General features: G+C 67.9%; 19 protein-coding genes. 9 read left to right on the top strand and 10 right to left on the bottom strand.

Annotated elements, in window-relative coordinates:
- Positions 1–24: 24 nt before the first annotated feature.
- Together purQ and LQ566_RS16825 are read right to left on the bottom strand one after the other, a co-directional pair.
- On the bottom strand, positions 25–732 hold the full coding sequence (purQ, locus tag LQ566_RS16830) for a phosphoribosylformylglycinamidine synthase subunit PurQ (RefSeq protein ID WP_231092938.1): 708 nt from the start codon (positions 730–732) through the stop codon (positions 25–27).
- Entirely contained in the window at positions 729–977 is a 249-nt protein-coding gene (locus LQ566_RS16825) for a phosphoribosylformylglycinamidine synthase subunit PurS (RefSeq protein WP_231092999.1), read from the bottom strand. The genes purQ and LQ566_RS16825 overlap by 4 nt, the downstream gene beginning before the upstream one ends.
- Before the next feature lie 221 nt (positions 978–1,198).
- Between LQ566_RS16825 and LQ566_RS16820 the strand changes: the two genes are divergently transcribed.
- From LQ566_RS16820 to LQ566_RS16800, 5 genes are all read left to right on the top strand, one after another.
- Positions 1,199–2,482, top strand: coding sequence for an ABC transporter substrate-binding protein (locus tag LQ566_RS16820; RefSeq protein WP_231092937.1), 1,284 nt, complete (start codon positions 1,199–1,201; stop codon positions 2,480–2,482).
- A gap of 68 nt (positions 2,483–2,550) precedes the next feature.
- The gene (locus LQ566_RS16815) at positions 2,551–3,630 is read left to right on the top strand and encodes a carbohydrate ABC transporter permease (RefSeq protein ID WP_372459822.1); all 1,080 of its coding nucleotides are present in this window, start codon (positions 2,551–2,553) and stop codon (positions 3,628–3,630) included.
- Positions 3,627–4,517, top strand: coding sequence for a carbohydrate ABC transporter permease (locus LQ566_RS16810; protein WP_231092936.1), 891 nt, complete (start codon positions 3,627–3,629; stop codon positions 4,515–4,517). The genes LQ566_RS16815 and LQ566_RS16810 overlap by 4 nt, the downstream gene beginning before the upstream one ends.
- Positions 4,518–4,543: 26 nt before the next feature.
- The gene (locus tag LQ566_RS16805; protein WP_231092935.1) at positions 4,544–6,025 is read left to right on the top strand and encodes a GH1 family beta-glucosidase; all 1,482 of its coding nucleotides are present in this window, start codon (positions 4,544–4,546) and stop codon (positions 6,023–6,025) included.
- A gap of 11 nt (positions 6,026–6,036) precedes the next feature.
- Positions 6,037–7,056: a LacI family DNA-binding transcriptional regulator gene (locus LQ566_RS16800; protein WP_231092934.1), complete on the top strand. Its 1,020-nt coding sequence runs from the start codon at positions 6,037–6,039 to the stop codon at positions 7,054–7,056.
- 84 nt (positions 7,057–7,140) lie between these two features.
- Here LQ566_RS16800 and LQ566_RS16795 read toward each other — a convergent pair whose 3' ends face one another.
- The 4 genes from LQ566_RS16795 to LQ566_RS16780 form a co-directional block, all read right to left on the bottom strand.
- On the bottom strand, positions 7,141–7,971 hold the full coding sequence (locus tag LQ566_RS16795) for an endonuclease domain-containing protein (RefSeq protein ID WP_231092933.1): 831 nt from the start codon (positions 7,969–7,971) through the stop codon (positions 7,141–7,143).
- 203 nt (positions 7,972–8,174) lie between these two features.
- Entirely contained in the window at positions 8,175–8,945 is a 771-nt protein-coding gene (locus LQ566_RS16790; protein WP_231092932.1) for a GNAT family N-acetyltransferase, read from the bottom strand.
- A gap of 391 nt (positions 8,946–9,336) precedes the next feature.
- A complete protein-coding gene (locus LQ566_RS16785; protein ID WP_231092931.1) occupies positions 9,337–9,525 on the bottom strand; it encodes a hypothetical protein in 189 nt (62 codons plus the stop codon).
- 25 nt (positions 9,526–9,550) lie between these two features.
- Positions 9,551–10,894, bottom strand: a complete 1,344-nt coding sequence (locus LQ566_RS16780; RefSeq protein ID WP_231092930.1) for a uracil-xanthine permease family protein — start codon at positions 10,892–10,894, stop codon at positions 9,551–9,553.
- A 139-nt stretch (positions 10,895–11,033) separates the two neighbouring features.
- Between LQ566_RS16780 and LQ566_RS16775 the strand changes: the two genes are divergently transcribed.
- Both LQ566_RS16775 and LQ566_RS16770 read left to right on the top strand, forming a co-directional pair.
- A complete protein-coding gene (locus LQ566_RS16775) occupies positions 11,034–11,762 on the top strand; it encodes a ScoMcrA-related endonuclease (RefSeq protein ID WP_231092929.1) in 729 nt (242 codons plus the stop codon).
- Between the two features lie 26 nt (positions 11,763–11,788).
- Complete coding sequence (locus tag LQ566_RS16770; RefSeq protein WP_231092928.1) at positions 11,789–12,469, top strand: hypothetical protein; 681 nt, start codon at positions 11,789–11,791, stop codon at positions 12,467–12,469.
- A gap of 38 nt (positions 12,470–12,507) precedes the next feature.
- Here the strand turns inward: LQ566_RS16770 and LQ566_RS16765 are convergent, their stop codons facing one another.
- Together LQ566_RS16765 and LQ566_RS16760 are read right to left on the bottom strand one after the other, a co-directional pair.
- Entirely contained in the window at positions 12,508–13,536 is a 1,029-nt protein-coding gene (locus LQ566_RS16765) for an NADP-dependent oxidoreductase (RefSeq protein WP_231092927.1), read from the bottom strand.
- A gap of 34 nt (positions 13,537–13,570) precedes the next feature.
- The gene (locus LQ566_RS16760) at positions 13,571–13,957 is read right to left on the bottom strand and encodes a DUF1304 domain-containing protein (protein ID WP_231092926.1); all 387 of its coding nucleotides are present in this window, start codon (positions 13,955–13,957) and stop codon (positions 13,571–13,573) included.
- A gap of 80 nt (positions 13,958–14,037) precedes the next feature.
- Here LQ566_RS16760 and LQ566_RS16755 point away from each other — a divergent pair, with 80 nt between their 5' ends.
- Positions 14,038–14,613, top strand: coding sequence for a TetR/AcrR family transcriptional regulator (locus LQ566_RS16755; RefSeq protein ID WP_231092925.1), 576 nt, complete (start codon positions 14,038–14,040; stop codon positions 14,611–14,613).
- A 15-nt stretch (positions 14,614–14,628) separates the two neighbouring features.
- Here the strand turns inward: LQ566_RS16755 and LQ566_RS16750 are convergent, their stop codons facing one another.
- Complete coding sequence (locus LQ566_RS16750; protein WP_231092924.1) at positions 14,629–15,510, bottom strand: phosphoribosylaminoimidazolesuccinocarboxamide synthase; 882 nt, start codon at positions 15,508–15,510, stop codon at positions 14,629–14,631.
- A gap of 73 nt (positions 15,511–15,583) precedes the next feature.
- On the opposite strand from LQ566_RS16750, the gene LQ566_RS16745 reads away from it, so the two are divergent.
- Positions 15,584–16,024: a pyridoxamine 5'-phosphate oxidase family protein gene (locus LQ566_RS16745; RefSeq protein ID WP_231092923.1), complete on the top strand. Its 441-nt coding sequence runs from the start codon at positions 15,584–15,586 to the stop codon at positions 16,022–16,024.
- Positions 16,025–16,050: 26 nt separating this feature from the next.
- Here the strand turns inward: LQ566_RS16745 and LQ566_RS16740 are convergent, their stop codons facing one another.
- The gene (locus tag LQ566_RS16740; protein WP_231092922.1) at positions 16,051–16,380 is read right to left on the bottom strand and encodes a TfoX/Sxy family protein; all 330 of its coding nucleotides are present in this window, start codon (positions 16,378–16,380) and stop codon (positions 16,051–16,053) included.
- Positions 16,381–16,384 lie beyond the last annotated feature (4 nt).

The following is a 16,384-nucleotide window of genomic DNA, read 5'->3' as shown; positions in this document are numbered from 1 at the left end:
AGGCAGGGCCGTTCTCGTATGCTCTCAGGCTGCGACGCGAGCGATCGCGGCGAGCGCGGACTCGAAGAACGTGATGCCGTCCTCGCCGGAGCGCATCGCTGCGGGGGTGTTCGGGCCGAAGCCCGGCTCCACGGCGTGCTCCGGGTGCGGCATGAGGCCCACCACGTTGCCCGCCTCGTTGGTGAGACCGGCGATGTCGTTGAGGGATCCGTTGGGATTGATGCCGGCGTAACGGAACGCCACCCGGCCCTCACCTTCGAGGCGCTTGAGGGTCTCTTCATCGGCGATGTAGCCGCCATCGGCGTTCTTCAGCGGGATGATGATCTCCTCGCCGGCGGTGAAGGCGTTGGTCCACGCGGTGTCCGCGTTCTCCACACGCAGGCGCTGGTCGCGACGGATGAACTGCTGGTGGGCGTTGCGGATCAGGCCGCCGGGGAGCAGGTGTGCCTCCACCAGCATCTGGAAGCCGTTGCAGATGCCCAGGACGGGCATGCCCTTGCCGGCGGCGTCCTTGATCTCGGTCATGATCGGTGCGAGAGCCGCGATGGCTCCGGCGCGCAGGTAGTCGCCGTAGCTGAAGCCGCCCGGGAGGACGACGGCGTCGACGTTCTGCAGGTCGTGGTCGGCATGCCACAGGGCCACTGGCTCGGCTCCGACGAGGCGGATCGCGCGCTGAGCGTCGCGGTCGTCCAGCGAACCGGGGAAGGTGACGACCCCGATCCGAGCGGTCACTCGACCACCTCGATGCCCACGACGTCCTCGATGACGGCGTTGCTGAGCACGTCCTCGGCGACCTTGCGGGCGGTGGCGAGGATCTCCTCGGTCACCTCGCCCTCGACGGTCAGCTCGAATCGCTTGCCGATGCGGACACCGGTGAAGGCGTCGACGTCGAGACGCGCGAAGGCACCGCTCACCGCCTTGCCCTGCGGGTCGAGGAGTTCGGGCTTCGGCATGACGTCGACGACGATGGTGGGCATTGTGGCTCCGAGGTGGACGCGAACGGCGGTCGTCATCAGTCTACCCGCGGCCCCACGCCGGTTCGACCGCGGCTGATCGGCGCCCTCGGCCCTCGTGAATCACGTTCGGATCACGAAACTTGACTTTCGTGGGAGCGCTCTCATATGGTCGAGAACCGGTTGGGAGCGCTCCCAAGGTGGCCCCACAATCCCCGCACCACATCATCCACAAAGGAGTGACAGTGATTTCTGCAGCACTTCGCCGCGGCGGCATCGCCGTGGCAGCCGTCTCCGCGACGGCCCTCGTCCTCGCCGGCTGCGCCGGCGGATCGTCCGACGCCGGCGACGGCGGATCCTCCGACGGCAAGGTCACGCTGACCGTGTCGACCTTCAACGACTTCGGCTACACCGACGACCTGAAGAAGGCCTACGAGGCCGAGCACCCCGACGTCACGGTCGTGTTCACGAAGGCGGCCACGTCCAACGACGCCCGCGCGAACTACTTCCAGAAGCTCGGCAAGTCGGGCCTCGCCGACATCGAGGCCATCGAGGTGGACTGGCTGCCCGAGGTGATGAAGTACTCCGACCTGCTCGCGCCGGTGCCTGCCGACCTGACCAGCCGCTGGCTGGACTGGAAGACTGCGGCGGCCACCGACAAGGACGGCAACCTCATCGGCTACGGCACCGACATCGGCCCGGAGGGCGTCTGCTACCGCTCCGACCTGTTCGCCGAGGCCGGTCTGCCCACGGACCGCGACGAGGTCGCCGCGTTGCTGGAGGGCGGCTGGGACAAGTACTTCCAGGTCGGCGCCGAGTACTCGCAGAAGACCGGAAAGGCCTTCTTCGACTCCGCGGGCGGCACCTACCAGGGCATGGTCAACCAGATCGAGGCCGCGTACGAGGATCCGAAGAGCGGCGACATCACCGCCACGAAGAACGCGGACGTGAAGGCCGCGTACGACCAGGTGCTCGCCGCCTCGAAGGATCAGTCGGCGCACCTCGGCCAGTGGTCCGACGACTGGAACGCGGGCCTGGCCAACGGCGCCTTCGCGACGATGCTCTGCCCGGGCTGGATGCTCGGTGTCATCTCCGGCAACGCCAAGGACGTGACCACGTGGGACATCGCCGACGTCTTCCCCGGCGGCGGTGGCAACTGGGGCGGTTCCTACCTCACGATTCCCGCCAACGGCAAGAACGTGAAGGCGGCGCAGGAGCTGGCGGATTGGCTCACCTCTCCCGAGACGCAGATGAAGGCGTTCGCCGCGGCGGGAACCTTCCCCAGCCAGGTGGACGCCATGAAGAGCGATGAGCTGGCCGCCGCGACCAACGAGTTCTTCAACGACGCGCCGGTCGGCACGATCCTCAGCAACCGTGCACAGGCGGTCACCGTCTCGCCGTACAAGGGCGCCTTCTACTTCCAGATCAACGACGCGATGCAGAAGGCACTGACGCGCGTGGAAGAGGGAACGCAGGACGCGAAGACGTCGTGGGACCAGTGGGTCTCCGAGGTCGAGGCGATCAAGTAACAGTGTCCGTCTCCGCGGGATCGGTCCGACCGGCCGATCCCGCGGACTCCCTCGCGAAAAGGAGCATCGTGTCCGCCACGACCCCCACCGCCCGGCGAGCGACCCCGCGTGACCCTCAGCGCATCGGGTTCGGGCACAAGCTCAGCAGGTGGGACCTGAAGGTCTCGCCCTACCTCTACATCTCCCCGTTCTTCGTGCTCTTCGCCGTGATCGGGCTATTCCCCATCGGATACACCGCTGTGATCTCGTTCATGGACTGGGATCTCGTGCGCAACTCCGGTGAATTCATCGGCTTCGACCAGTACACCTACGTGCTGAGCCAGCCGAAGTTCTGGATCGCGCTGCGCAACACGTTCAGCATCTTCCTGCTCTCCTCGGTGCCGCAGCTGATCATCGCGATCATCATCGCCGCGATGCTCAACGAGAACATCCGGGCGCGCACGTTCTGGCGCATGGGGGTCCTCGTCCCGTACGTGATGGCACCCGTCGCCGTCGCGCTCATCTTCTCCAACATGTTCGGCGACCAGTACGGCATCGTGAACACGATCCTCACCAACGCGGGACTGACCGCCCTGCCGTGGCATTCGAACGCCTTCTTCAGCCACATCGCCATCGCCACCATGGTCAACTTCCGCTGGACCGGCTACAACACCCTCATCCTGCTGGCGGCCATGCAGGCCATTCCCCGCGACCTCTACGAGGCGGCGACCGTGGACGGCGCGGGGCGCGTGCGGCAGTTCTTCTCCATCACGATGCCGAGCCTCAAGCCGACGCTGATCTTCGTCATCATCACCTCCACCATCGGCGGGCTCCAGATCTTCGACGAGCCGCGCATGTACGACCAGATGGGAACCGGAGGTGCCAACAGCCAGTGGCTGACCATCACGATGTACCTCTACAACATCGGCTGGGGAGAGTGGAACTTCGGCCGTGCGGCGGCGCTCGCCTGGATCCTGTTCATCATCATCCTGGCCATCGGCATCATCAACCTCCTCGTCACCCGCTCCCTGGTGCGCGACGAGGGGACCCGCGACGGGATGACGCGCGCCCAGCGGCGTGCGGCCTCGGTGGCCATGCGTCGTCGCGTTGCCGCCCAGCGCACGAGCGCGACCACCCGCGAATCGACGAAGACGGAGGCGCTCCGATGACCACCACAGCCACCGAGACCGTCACCCAGGCCACCGGGCGCGCTCCGCGCGCACGTGCCATCCGCGGCACCCGTCCCGGCTTCCTGGTCTACGGGGTGCTTGGCGCGTTCCTCCTCGCCTGCCTGTTCCCGTACTACTGGTCCCTGCTGATCGGCTCGGGTGATTCGTACACGATTCGCGATCCCCACATGAGCTGGATCCCCGGAGGCAACCTCTGGGAGAACATGCAGAAGGTGATGACGGATCCCGCCGTCAACTTCTGGCAGGCGCTGTGGAACTCCGTGTGGAGCTCGGCGGTGATCGCCGCATCCGTCGTCTTCTTCTCGACCCTCGCCGGATGGGCGTTCGCGAAGCTGAAGTTCACGGGCTCGAACGTGCTGCTGGTGTTCGTCATCGCCACGATGGCTGTTCCCATGCAGCTGGGTGTCGTGCCGCTATACATCCTCTTCAGCGATCTCGGCTGGACCGGTCAGATCGGCGCCATCATCGTGCCCGCGCTGACCAGCGCGTTCGGGGTGTTCTGGATGACGCAGTACCTGCGTCAGTCCGTGCCGGACGAGCTGATCGAAGCTGCCCGCGTCGACGGCGCCACCCAGTTCCGCACCTTCCTGACCGTGGGCCTTCCCGCCGCGCGACCGGCCGCCGCGATGCTGGCGCTGTTCACGTTCGTATCCTCCTGGAACAACTTCTTCTGGCCGTTCATCGTGCTGGATCGCTCCAACCCCACCCTTCCCGTGGCGCTGTCCCTGCTGCAGTCGAACTATTTCGTCGACTACTCCGTGGTGCTCGCCGGCGTGCTGCTGTCCACCATCCCGCTGCTGATCCTGTTCGTCTTCGCCGGCAAACAGCTCGTCAGTGGCATCATGGCTGGCGCGGTCAAGGGCTGACGCACACCCGAATCGAGAGGTTTCCCATGTCTTCTCCCGCTCGCTCCTTCCCGGACGACTTCCTCTTCGGCGCGGCCACCGCGGCGTACCAGATCGAGGGCGCGGCCTTCGAAGACGGCAGGACAGCGTCCATCTGGGACGCGTTCGCCCGGGTTCCGGGTGCCGTCATCAACGCCGACAACGGCGATGTGGCCTGCGATCACTATCACCGCTATCCGCAGGACGTCGCGCTGATGAAGCGACTGGGCCTGCAGACCTACCGGTTCTCCACCTCCTGGTCCCGGGTCCGTCCCGACGGGGGCGCGGTCAACCAGGCCGGGGTGGACTTCTACCGGCGGCTGGTGGACGAACTGCTGGAGGCGGACATTCTGCCGTGGCTCACGCTGTACCACTGGGACATGCCGCAGGCCATCCAGGAACGCGGCGGATGGACCACGCGGGAGGCCAGCGACCTTTTCACCGAGTACGCGCTCACGATGCATGACGCCCTCGGCGATCGCGTGAAGGTGTGGACCACGCTGAACGAGCCGTGGTGCTCGTCGTTCCTGTCCTACACAGCGGGAGCGCACGCTCCCGGGCACCGGTCGGTGGCCGAGGGCATGCTGGCCTCCCACCACCTGCTGCTCGGGCACGGGCAGGTGGTGGAGGAACTGCGTCGGCGCGACGAGTCGCTGAACCTCGGCATCACGCTCAACCTCACTGTGGCCGATCCGGTCGACCCGGAGAACGCGGCCGACCGCGATGCTGCGCGACGGGTGGACGGCCAGTTCAACCGCTGGTTCCTGGATCCGGTGTTCCGTGGCGAGTACCCCGCGGACATCGTGGAGGACATCCGTGGCGTGGACGCCGAGGCGGTGGCGCGCTTCGAGGCGGCGGTGCTGCCCGGGGACCTCGACACCATCTCCACACACATCGCGACCCTCGGGGTGAACTACTACCACGGCGAGTACGTGGCAGGGGCACCCTCCGATCGGCCCGCGCCCGAGGGTGAGGCCCCCACCACGCGTGAGACGGCTTCCCCGTTCCCGGCCTCGGACGGGATCTACCACGTCGACCGAGGGCTCCCGCGCACCGGTCAGGGCTGGGAGGTGCAGCCCGAGGGGCTCACCCGTCTGCTGCACCGGGTCTGGGACGAGTACGCGCAGCCGGCGCAGAGCGTGCTCTACGTGACCGAGAACGGCGCAGCCTATGACGACGAGCCGGTGATCGAGGAGGGCGAGACGCGAGTGCACGATGCCGAGCGCGTCGACTTCCTGCGCCGTCACCTCGCGGCCATCCTCGACGCACGAGAGGGCGGCGTCGACGTGCGCGGCTACTTCTACTGGTCACTGCTCGACAACTACGAGTGGGCGTGGGGCTACGAGAAGCGATTCGGGATCGTGCGGGTGGACTACGAGAGCCAGGAGCGTGCATTCAAGGACAGCGCACTGGAGTATCGTCGCATCATCACCGAACGCGCCATCGACGTGCCGACGCCGGTCAGCGTTCCCCCGTACCTGTTGAACTGAAAGAGGGCTCTGTGGCGGATCCGTCGACGTCCGTACCCGCCACGGCGGCCACGATCGAGGAAGTCGCCGCCGCTGCCGGGGTCTCGCGTTCGACCGTCTCCCGTGTGGTCAACGGATCGACGTCCGTCAGCCCGAGCGCCGAGGAGCGGGTGCGGGCCGCCATCGCGAAGCTGCACTACGTTCCGAACCAGGCCGCCCGCTCCCTGGCGAGCAGGCAGACCAAAGCCGTCGCACTGATGGTCCCCGAAGACGTCTCGCGCTTCTTCGGGGACCCCTTCATCGCCTCGGTCGTGGAAGGAGCGCACCACCGGCTCACGGCATCGGGGTATGTCTTCACTCTCGTGCTGGTGGGTGAAGAGACCGGCGAGCGCACCATCGCCTACCTCCGGGGTGGCAGCGTCGACGGCGTGATCGTGGTGTCGCACCACTCGCGCGATGCGTTCGTGGACCGCATCGCCGGTGTCGTGCCCGTCGTGTTCGGCGGCCGCCCGACACGCAAACGCGCGGGGGAGTCCGAGTACTACGTCGACGTGGACAACGTGGAGGGCGGCCGCCTGGCCACCGCCCACCTCATCGAGCGTGGCCGTCGCCGTATCGCGACCATCGCGGGGCCGAGCGACATGCCGGCCGGCATCGACCGCCTGAGCGGCTATCGCCAGGCCCTCGCGGATGCCGGGCTGGCCGAGGGTACGGTGGCGATCGGCGACTTCTCCGAACTGGGCGGGGCGGCCGCCATGCGCGAGATCCTGGCGGACGGGACACCGGACGGCGTGTTCGTCGCCAGCGATCTGATGGCCAAGGGCGCACTCGCCGTGCTGGCCGAGGCGGGGTTGCGGGTGCCGCAGGACGTCGCGATCGTCGGATTCGACGACTCCAGCATCGCGCGCGAACTCACCCCCGCGCTGACCACCGTGCGCCAGCCCGCGCTCGGCGATCTCGTGGCGCAGCGCCTCATCGAGATCCTCTCCGGCGAGGAGCCCCCGCGCGCCACCCTCGTCGAGCTGGAGCTCATCGCCCGCGACTCCACGTGAGGTCATGATCGGTTGCTGAATTCATGACGGATCGGTCGGATTCGTCATGGATTGGTGACCTGGTCATGGATTCGCGACACCGCGTCAGCGTCGGGCGGGACCGGCGAGGAGCGCTCGCCGGATGGTGCGTTCCACGCTCGCCCACTCATGCACGACCTGAGCGTAGGTGAACCGCAGCACCTGATAGCCACGGAGAGTGAGCTCCGCGTCGTGGGCGACGTCGCGGCCGCGGTCCGCTGCGGACGAATGGAAGGCGTGACCGTCGACCTGGACGACGAGCCAGTCATCGATCAGGAGATCCACGCGATGCCCGGCGATCAGCGCCTGCGGACGAAGCTGGCGTCCGATGTGCCGCATCCCACGCACGAGGAGGGTTTCCAGCCCCGAGTCCGAGAGGCCCGTGACCTGCGCGGCGAGTCTTCGTGCATCGTGACGGGGCCAGGGGATTCGCTGAAGGGCGGCCGGTGCGAGCCGTTCTGCGCGCGAAGCCGACTCCCATATCGCCAACGCCGTGGCCTCGTCGCAGCAGCGGACCACGTGCTGAAGCGTGTCTTCGATGGATTCGAGGAGCTCGCCCGTCCGCAGCGGCATCAACGGGCGGGTGCGGTGCACATGAACGTGGCGGGACGTCGTGGCGGCACTGGGCGGAACATGGACATGAGTGTTTGCCGGCGCTGTCACGGGCACCCACCAGCCTCGCAGCCGCGCCGCGGAGACGCACGCGACGCGGGCGTTCAGTTCGGCGGCTGCGCGCCGCACGTCATCGACATCCGCCAAGGCCACCCAGTTGCGGCCGATCGGAACGATCGCCGATCCGAGCCATCGTCGCACTCCGCGCGCATCGAAACCCGCTTCATGCAGAAGGCGGCGGTGGGCGATTCGGTCGTGCTTTGCGAGCCAGGAAGGCAGATCCATGCCTCATAGTGGCCGCCGTGGCACGCTGCGAACGCCGTGTCCACAGGCCGCGGAATGGATATCGCGCATGTGGAGGAAGCTTCGTGCGCACCTCCTCGGGCGCGGCGGGCTTCCTGAATCCATGACCGGGCCTCCAGATCATGACGAGTATTCCGGATTCGTCATGATCCGGAGACCGGGTCATGGATCCGCGTCGGCAGGGTTCAGGCGCTGCGTTCCCAGGTCCAGGGCACGGTCTCCGTGACCTTCACCAGGCCCGCGCGCTCCAGGATCGGACGGGAGAACTCGGTCGAGTCCGAGTGGATCCAGCGCACGCCACGGGAGATGGCGGATCGGGCACGGGCGGCGGTGAGCGCGCGGTAGATGCCGCGACCGCGGTAGTCAGCGAGCGTGGCGCCGCCCCAGATCCCGGCGAAGGCGGTGCCGGGGATCGGATCGATGCGCCCGACGCTGACGATACGGCCGTCGACCTCCGCGGCCCACACCTCCACACCTTCTCCGCGAGCCTGCCGTTCCAGGATCTCCGGCAGCAGACGCTCGGCATACGGCGTGCCGCCGAACACCTCGTCCTGCATGTCGAGCGCGGCGCGGATGTCGGCGGGGGTCGTCATCTGCCGCACCGTCACGCCCTCCGGAGCCGGGACGTCCACCAGGGTGCCCGCATCGCCGAGCATCACGGATTCGACGCCCTCGGCGGCGAATCCGGCGCGCGTCAGGGCGTCTTCCAGGCCCGGCGCGTGGTCGTGGGTCCGGGTCTTCCACTCGGCCTGCACGATCGACTCGTCGGCGGCGATCAGCGCCGCGATCTGCGCGACACGGGCGGCGGGATCATCCAGCTCGGCGTAGGTGACGAACAGGCGACCGCCCTCGTAGCGCGCCGCCCAGAGTGGCCCGATGCGGTCCACGGAGGTGGCCCCCAGTACTTCGGAGGCGGTGCGGAGGTGGGCGTCGTACGCGGCGAGGAGGTCGGTCACCGATCCAGCGTAGAACTCCGTCGCACGGGGGAGGTGTAGCGCGCGGCCCCCGCATAGCCTGCTCCCATGGACGCGGCATCACTGATCATGGGAATGTCCATCGCCAGCGTGTTCTGGATATGCGTCATCGGATGGCAGCGCAAGCGCCGCGATGACACGCCCTCAGACGAGGACTGAGCACACGGCCCCGACGAGCAGTCTCGTCGGGGCCGTGTGCTCACATCTGAGGCGTCAGTTCTCCGGGTCGCCGCCGAGGGGGCCGACCGCCGGGATCGGACCGCCGTCGTCGGCGCCGGTCTTGCGGGCGCAGGCGATGAGGTTGGGGTGCGAACAAGAACGGCGCCACGGGCCTCGGCCGTGACTCCACCGACGAGTTCACGTTCACGTGCGGCTAAATCCGGATCTGCGTCACACGATCGGTTGACCGCCACGGTACGGGGAAGCGGCTCGTGAGCACTCCACGCTCGAACGGAGGGCCCACGATCGCGACATATTCCTCGGCGTCTTCTGCCTTCGCGAAGACGCCGAGGATGTTGTTGTCTGGGCCACTGTCGTGGTAGACGATCCACACCTCTTGCATTCAGAGAACGCTACAGCTGAATGGATCAGTTCTCCGGGTCGCCGCCGAGGGGGCCGACCGCCGGGATGGGGCCGCCATCGTCGGCGCCGGTCTTCCGGGCTCGCGCGATGAGGTTGCCGAGGTGGTAGATCGCGAGCACGGCGACCGTCGCGAGGATGATCGCACCGAACTCGATGCCGCCGAACACCGCGCTGAACCCGCCGATGGAGACGATGAGACCGACGGCGGCGGTGAGCTGGTTGACGGGGCGGGACAGATCCACGCGGTTGTCCACCCAGATCTTGATGCCGATCACACCGATGAGGCCGTACAGGGCGGTGGTGGCGCCACCGAGCACACCCATCGGGATGGTGTTGAAGAGCGCGCCGATCTTCGGCGACAACGCCAGCACGATGGCGACGAGACCCGCGACCCAGTACACGGCGGTGGAGTAGACGCGGGTGGCCGCCATGACACCGATGTTCTCGCCGTAGGTGGTGGTGCCGGAGCCGCCGAACATGCCGGCGATGGCGGTCGAGATGCCGTCCGCAGACAGCGCCTTGCCGGTGGACTGGTTGATCGAGGGGTCCTCGGTCATGGCGGCGACACCCCGCACGTGGCCGACGTTCTCGGCGATGAGCACGAGCACCACGGGCAGGAACATCAGCACTCCCGACCACGCTGCGGGCTCGGCGAATGCCGGGAGGTGGAACTGCGGCAGGCCCACCCAGTCGGCGGCGGCGACCGTGCCGAAGTCCACCTCGCCCTGGATGACCGCGGCGATGTAGCCGACGATCACACCAAGGAAGATGGAGATACGACCCAGGAATCCGCGGAAGACGACGCTGAACAGCACGATCGCGGCCAGCGTGATCACGGCCGTGAGCGGGGCCGCCTTGAAGTTGTTCCACGCCGCGCCGGCGAGGTTGAGGCCGATGAGGGCGACGATGGTGCCCGCGACCATCGGGGGCATGAAGCGGTCGATCCACTTCACCCCGACCGCCTGGATCAGGAAGCCGATGCCCGCCAGCACCACACCGGCGACGACGATGCCGACGAGGGCCATCGCGATCTGCTCGGGGGTCTCCAGCCGGTTGCCGCCGTTGAAGGCCATCACCGGGGCGAGGAACGCGAAGGAGGAGCCGAGGTAGCTGGGCAGCTTGTTGCGCGTCAGCAGCAGGAAGAGGATCGTGCCGATACCGCTGAAGAGCAGGGTGGTGGCCACCGGGAAGCCGGTGAGGATCGGGACAGTGAAGGTCGCGCCGAACATCGCGAGGACGTGCTGACCGCCCATGGCGATGGTGGCGGGCCAGCTCAGACGCTGTTCGGGCTTGACGACGTCGCCGGGGGCGACGGTGCGACCGTTGCCGTAGACGGACCACAAGGGCATGGAGGGACTCCTCAGGGGTAAGGGGCGGAACCGCTGCATCACTTTATCGAACCTGGGGATTGGCTGGACGGGACGGCTGCCCGGGTAGGAGGCCTCTCTCCCCGATCCGGGGCGGCCCCGGACGCGTTAGCGTTTTCCTATGCCCTCCTATTCCTCCCTCACCGACCATGCGGCCGTCGAAGCGGCGATCGCCGAGTTCTCCTCGTTGGGTCGGGAGCTGTTCCTTCTGAAGTACGGGTTCCCGGAGGTCAACGAGTCCTTCGTGATCGTGGGCGCCGGTCGTTACGACACCCGTGCGCTGTTCGCCTCCGCGTACGGGCACCAGCACGGTGAGCCGCTCACCAGCCGCCAGGTGGTCGCCGGGCTCACCGGCGCCGCGGGGCAGCTCGGCGCGCTCGGCTATGTGGTGACCACTCCGGATGACCTCAAGGCGGCCGACACGTTCCCGACCTTCGACGCCGCGCTCGCACGATTCCCGATCCCGGTGGAGAACCTCCCCGTCATCCGCGAGTTCCTCGTGAACCGCAACTACCGCGAGTTCTTCATCCCCGCCAGCCGTGCATACATCGGCGCCAAGCCGCGCTCGGGGAAGCCCCCGCACCAGATCGGTCGCGGCTACATCGCCTACCGCGAAGAGGACGGACGCCCGCGCGGCATCGAACTGCCGGTGCGGGTGAGCGCCGTCGTCGAAGCGCTGTCGCCGATCCGCGGGGGTGCATCCTCCACGCGATCGACTGAGCCGCGCGCACCGCGTGCCGCCGCCGAAGCCCGCGCTCCGCGTGTGGCGAAAGTGGAGCGTCAGGATGCGTTCTGCCCCACGTGCTTCATGGTGCTGCCCGCCACGGGCGTCTGCGCCAACTGCGACTGAACCAGAAGGGTCGATAGGCTCACCTCGTGCCCGCATTGGATGGAAGCATCGACGGACTGATCGGGTTCCTCACCGACTGGCACGGGGAGCCTGAACCGCGGTTCGGTGTCCCGGCATCGGAGTTGCCCGCGGGTTTGCCCGAAGCCCTGCGCCGGCTGTACGCTGTGGCGGGCCGGTGGCCGGGACGTGATCCGGGGGAGCACCTGCCGGATGCGCCCGGGATCCTCCAGCACCAGGACGTCCTGGTGCGGGCGGAGGACCTGTCGGCGGTCGATGGCTGGTTCGACGTCATCTCCGAAAACCAGGAGGGGTGGCGCGTCCGCGTCCGCGCGGACGATCCCGCCGGAGCGCCCCACTCGAACGCCCACTGGATGTGGGACGACGGCGACATGGACGACTACGTTCCGCTGACTCCCGCCCTGGAGCATCTGCTCACGTCGTTCGTGCTGCAGGAGAGCCTGTTCGGCTCCCGCTTCCTGGCGAGCGTCGATGCCGGCGATGCCTGGGCTGCCGCCTGGGCGGAGGCGGAGCCGGTGTGGGAGAACGGCTGGTACGTGTTCGAGGAGCCGACCCACAGCTTCCGCCGCAGCGGCCCGTTCCTTCTGGCGAGCATCGCCGGCGACGGCTGGATCGGCTGGAATGATGCGGGTGCTCGTCTCGGCGAACCTCTGGCCGCGGAAGTCCACGTGATTCACTCGCCCGAGTGACGGGACGGCCGGCGCCGGTGAGGCGCCGGCCGGTGTCGTCAGGCGTTCTCGGCCGGCGCGGTGCGCACCAGCATCTTGCCCGTGTTGGCGCCGCGCATCATGTCGAGGAAGGCGTCGACGGTGTTCTCGATGCCGTCCACGATGGTCTCGTCATAGGCGATCTCGCCCGCTGCGAACCAGCCCGCCATCTTCTCCTGGAACTCCGGCGCGACGCCGAGGTGGTTCGCGAGAGTGAACCCGGTGAGCGTGAGGCCGCGCGTGATGATGTTGGCCATGTTGTCGGGGCCGGGAGTGCGGCCCGTCGTGTTGTACTCGGCGATCGCGCCGCAGAGCGCGGCGCGCCCGCCATCGTTGAAGGCGTCCAGTGCGGCTTCGAGGTGATCGCCGCCGACGTTGTCGAAGAACACGTCGATCCCCTGCGGCGCCGCTGCGGCGAGCTGTGCGCGAACGTCGCCGTCCTTGTAGTTGAAAGCGGCGTCGTAGCCGTACTTCCCGGTGAGCAGAGCGACCTTCTCCGCGCTGCCGGCGGAGCCGATCACCCGCCCCGCTCCGAGGAGCTTCGCGATCTGGCCGACGGCGGTGCCCACGGCGCCTGCGGCACCGGAGACGAACACCGTGTCGCCGGGCTTCATCGCGGCGATCGTGGTGAGACCGACGTACGCGGTGAGACCCGTCATCCCCAGGATGTGCAGGCGCACCGAGGACGGGACGCCGTCGAGCTCCGGTACCGCACGGAAGGTGGTGGCCGGGGCCTGGACGACGTCGGCCCAGCCGTGCTGGTGAAGAACCAGCGTTCCCACGGGGAGCTCCGCGGCGTTCGACTCGACCACGCGGCCGATCGCGCCACCGGCGATAGTCTCGCCGAGCGCGTAGGGCGCGACGTAGCTGCGGACGTCGTTCATCCGCCCGCGCATGTACGGATCGACCGAGACGAACTCGTTGCGCACCCGGACTTCTCCGGCAGCCGGGGTGTCATACGCGATCTCGGCGGTCTCGAAGTCCTCGTGCGTCGGCCACCCCACGGGGCGCTTCGCGAGACGGATCTGGGTGCTCAGGGCAGTGGACATGGAACTCTCTTTCTGAGGAGGAGCGCGCGGACGGTCAGAGCGCGAGGCCGAGGGCGAGCAGGAGGACGGCAAGGGCCGGGATCACGCCCTGCTTGAGGGCGGCGCTGCGCTTGTCGGGGCTGGAGAGAAGCAGGACGAGCGCTGCGCCCGCCATGGCACCTGTGCCCGCGAACACCAGGCCGGCGCCCAGTGACGTGGTGCCGAGGAGGAAAGCGACGATGCCGACCACGGCGATGATGGCGAGGAACAGGTTGTAGAACCCCTGGTTGAACGCCATCTCCTTCGTGGCATGCGCCTCCTCCTCACTCAAGCCGAAGGTGGCGCGGACGCGCGGTGTCGTCCAGGTCAGCGACTCCATCACGAAGATGTAGACGTGGACGAGCGCTGCGATGCCGGCGAGGATCAGGCCTGCGATCACCATGGGGATCTCCTTCTGTCGAGTCAATTCTGTAACGACCTGTCCAGTATATACTGGACAGGTCGTTACAAAGGTGGGAATCCATGGCACGCACGCAGAGCTTCGATCGAGACACGGTCGTGCGGGCGGCTCGCGCGCTGTTCTGGCGAACCGGGTACGAAAGCACCTCGATCCCCGAGCTCGAGGCCGCGACCGGACTCAGCCGTTCCAGCATCTACAACGCGTTCGGATCGAAGCGAGGACTGTTCGACGCCGCCGTCGACAGCTACCTCACGGAGGTCGTGCGGCCCCGGCTGCGACCCCTGGCCGGCCAGCATGTCGAACCGAGCGCGCTCGCGGACTACCTCACCGGCTTGCGCGCGGCGTTTCAGAACCTCGAGTCGATGCCCGCCGCGAACGGCTGCCTGCTCATCAACACCGCAGGGGCGCCGATCGCCGACGACCCGCAGGTGGCTCGCGTGATCGCCGACTACCGTGCGGAACTGCGTGACGCGGTCGTGCGGGGGCTGCACGCCGCGCGCGGACAGGTGCCAGCGCCGGAGCTCGCGCGGCTCGCCGACGCGGTCACCGGACTCATGGTCGCCGCCTTCGCGATGGCGAGGGTGGATGCTGCGGAGGCGGCGCGCAGCATCGACACCGCACTCGCTCTCCTCGGGTGAGTGCCGTGTCCCGGCTCAGGACTGCAGGCGGGTGAGCAGCTCGCCGTATCGTGCCGCGGTCTCGGCCACGATGTCGGCGGGCAGTTCCGGGGGAGTGCCGGTCTTGTCCCAGTTCGCGGCGAGCCAGTCGCGCACGATCTGCTTGTCGAAGCTCGCCATGCGTTCGGCCGGAGTCTCCCCCTTCTCCCACGCGGCGCGGTCCCAGTAGCGCGAGGAGTCGCTCGTGAGCACCTCGTCGCCGAGGGTCAGTGATCCGTCGGCGTCGTGACCGAACTCGAACTTGGTGTCGGCCAGGATCAGTCCGTGCGCTTCGGCTGTGGCGGCAGCGCGACGGTAGATCTGCAGGGACAGGTCCCGCAGGTCGGCCGCCAGTTCTTCGCCGACGATCTCCTCCGACTGCTCGAAGGTGATGTTCTCGTCATGCTCGCCCAGTGGCGCCTTGTACGCGGGCGTGAAGATCGGTTCGGGCAGGCGGTCGCCGTCCTGGAGTCCCGTGGGCAGCGCCACACCGCAGATCGAGCCGCTCTGCTGGTACTCCTTCCAGCCGGAGCCGGTGAGATAGCCGCGCACGACGCACTCGATCGGGATCATCGACAGCTTCCTGGCCACCATCGCGCGGCCAGTCACCTCGGCGGGAGGCTCCTGCCCCGTGAGGTGGTTGGCGACCGGAACGCCGCCATCGGCGCCCGCCAGCTGCTCGAACCACCATCCGCTGAGGCTGGTGAGCAGGACGCCCTTGTCGGGGATGTCGGGTGAGAGTACGAAGTCGAAGGCGCTCACGCGATCGGAGGCCACCACCAGCATCCGATCCGCCGGCCCGTCCGCGGGCTCGTAGAGGTCCCGGACCTTTCCGGAATAGACGTGCTTCCAGCCGGGGATCTCGCGCGCGGTGCTCACGCCACCATTATCGCGCCTCCGCGCCTTTCCCCTGTCGGTGGCCCCTCGTATCGTGACCCGCGGAGGCGATGACATGAGCGAACTGGTGTGGGACGAGACGGATCCGGTGCACGTGAAGGCGCTGGCGGCGCTGCGGCGCGAGCTGGTGGGGTGGATCTCGACGGTGGATCGTGCGGGCGCGCCGCGCTCGGTGCCGGTGTGGTTCTTCTGGGAGGACGGCGAGGTGGTCATCATCACTCGCCCCGACACGGCTAAGGTGAAGCACCTGCGCGCGGGCTCGGCCGCCCAGTTCCACCTCAACGCGGGAGGCCCGTTCGGCGATGACGTGGTGATCCTCAGTGGCGATGCGGAACTGCGAGAGGGCGGAACGGCGGCGTGGATGGCACCGCGACGCGAGGCGTACGAGGTGAAGTACCGGGAGGCGATCGCAGACTACGGCATGCCGCTGGATGACATCGTCGAGAGTTTCTCCGCCCTCATTCTGCTCCGGCCGACCAAGCTGCTGGCCTGGTGACCCGCGACACGAGCACGCTCCGGTGATCAGCGCGGGGTGATGGCGTCGACGAAGTCATGCGCCTCGCTCATGAGCGGTGCCCAGAGCTCGTCCTGCTCGATGCGCAGCGAGAGCCATTCGCGCATCTCGCGTCCGCGCATCACGGTGCGCTCCGCTGTGCCGTCGGCCACGAGTTCCCCGGCGCGGCGTTCGCCGACCTTCACGATCAGGTCACCGCCGCTGCCGACGAACGCGAAGATCTTGCCGCGGACGCCGAGACCGATCGTGCCGAACATCCGCCCGAGCGCCACGTCGGGCAACGACGTGAACTGCGGGGTCAGGTCATCGAAGATCTCGTGCGCGCGCTCGTGGACCATGCCG

Source organism: Microbacterium nymphoidis, assembly GCF_021044885.1.
Lineage (GTDB): Bacteria > Actinomycetota > Actinomycetes > Actinomycetales > Microbacteriaceae > Microbacterium > Microbacterium nymphoidis.
This window is presented reverse-complemented; position numbering and strand designations above follow the sequence as displayed.

Bases quoted from the DNA above. Each gene is read 5' to 3' on its own strand.
- LQ566_RS16825 (WP_231092999.1), bottom strand. From the start codon at position 977: ATGCCCACCATCGTCGTCGACGTCATGCCGAAGCCCGAACTCCTCGAC.
- LQ566_RS16810 (WP_231092936.1), top strand. From the start codon at position 3,627: ATGACCACCACAGCCACCGAGACCGTCACCCAGGCCACCGGGCGCGCT.
- LQ566_RS16805 (WP_231092935.1), top strand. From the start codon at position 4,544: ATGTCTTCTCCCGCTCGCTCCTTCCCGGACGACTTCCTCTTCGGCGCG.
- LQ566_RS16795 (WP_231092933.1), bottom strand. From the start codon at position 7,971: ATGGATCTGCCTTCCTGGCTCGCAAAGCACGACCGAATCGCCCACCGC.
- LQ566_RS16785 (WP_231092931.1), bottom strand. From the start codon at position 9,525: ATGCAAGAGGTGTGGATCGTCTACCACGACAGTGGCCCAGACAACAAC.
- LQ566_RS16780 (WP_231092930.1), bottom strand. From the start codon at position 10,894: ATGCCCTTGTGGTCCGTCTACGGCAACGGTCGCACCGTCGCCCCCGGC.
- LQ566_RS16775 (WP_231092929.1), top strand. From the start codon at position 11,034: ATGCCCTCCTATTCCTCCCTCACCGACCATGCGGCCGTCGAAGCGGCG.
- LQ566_RS16765 (WP_231092927.1), bottom strand. From the start codon at position 13,536: ATGTCCACTGCCCTGAGCACCCAGATCCGTCTCGCGAAGCGCCCCGTG.
- LQ566_RS16760 (WP_231092926.1), bottom strand. From the start codon at position 13,957: ATGGTGATCGCAGGCCTGATCCTCGCCGGCATCGCAGCGCTCGTCCAC.
- LQ566_RS16755 (WP_231092925.1), top strand. From the start codon at position 14,038: ATGGCACGCACGCAGAGCTTCGATCGAGACACGGTCGTGCGGGCGGCT.
- LQ566_RS16745 (WP_231092923.1), top strand. From the start codon at position 15,584: ATGAGCGAACTGGTGTGGGACGAGACGGATCCGGTGCACGTGAAGGCG.
- LQ566_RS16740 (WP_231092922.1), bottom strand. From the start codon at position 16,380: ATGGTCCACGAGCGCGCGCACGAGATCTTCGATGACCTGACCCCGCAG.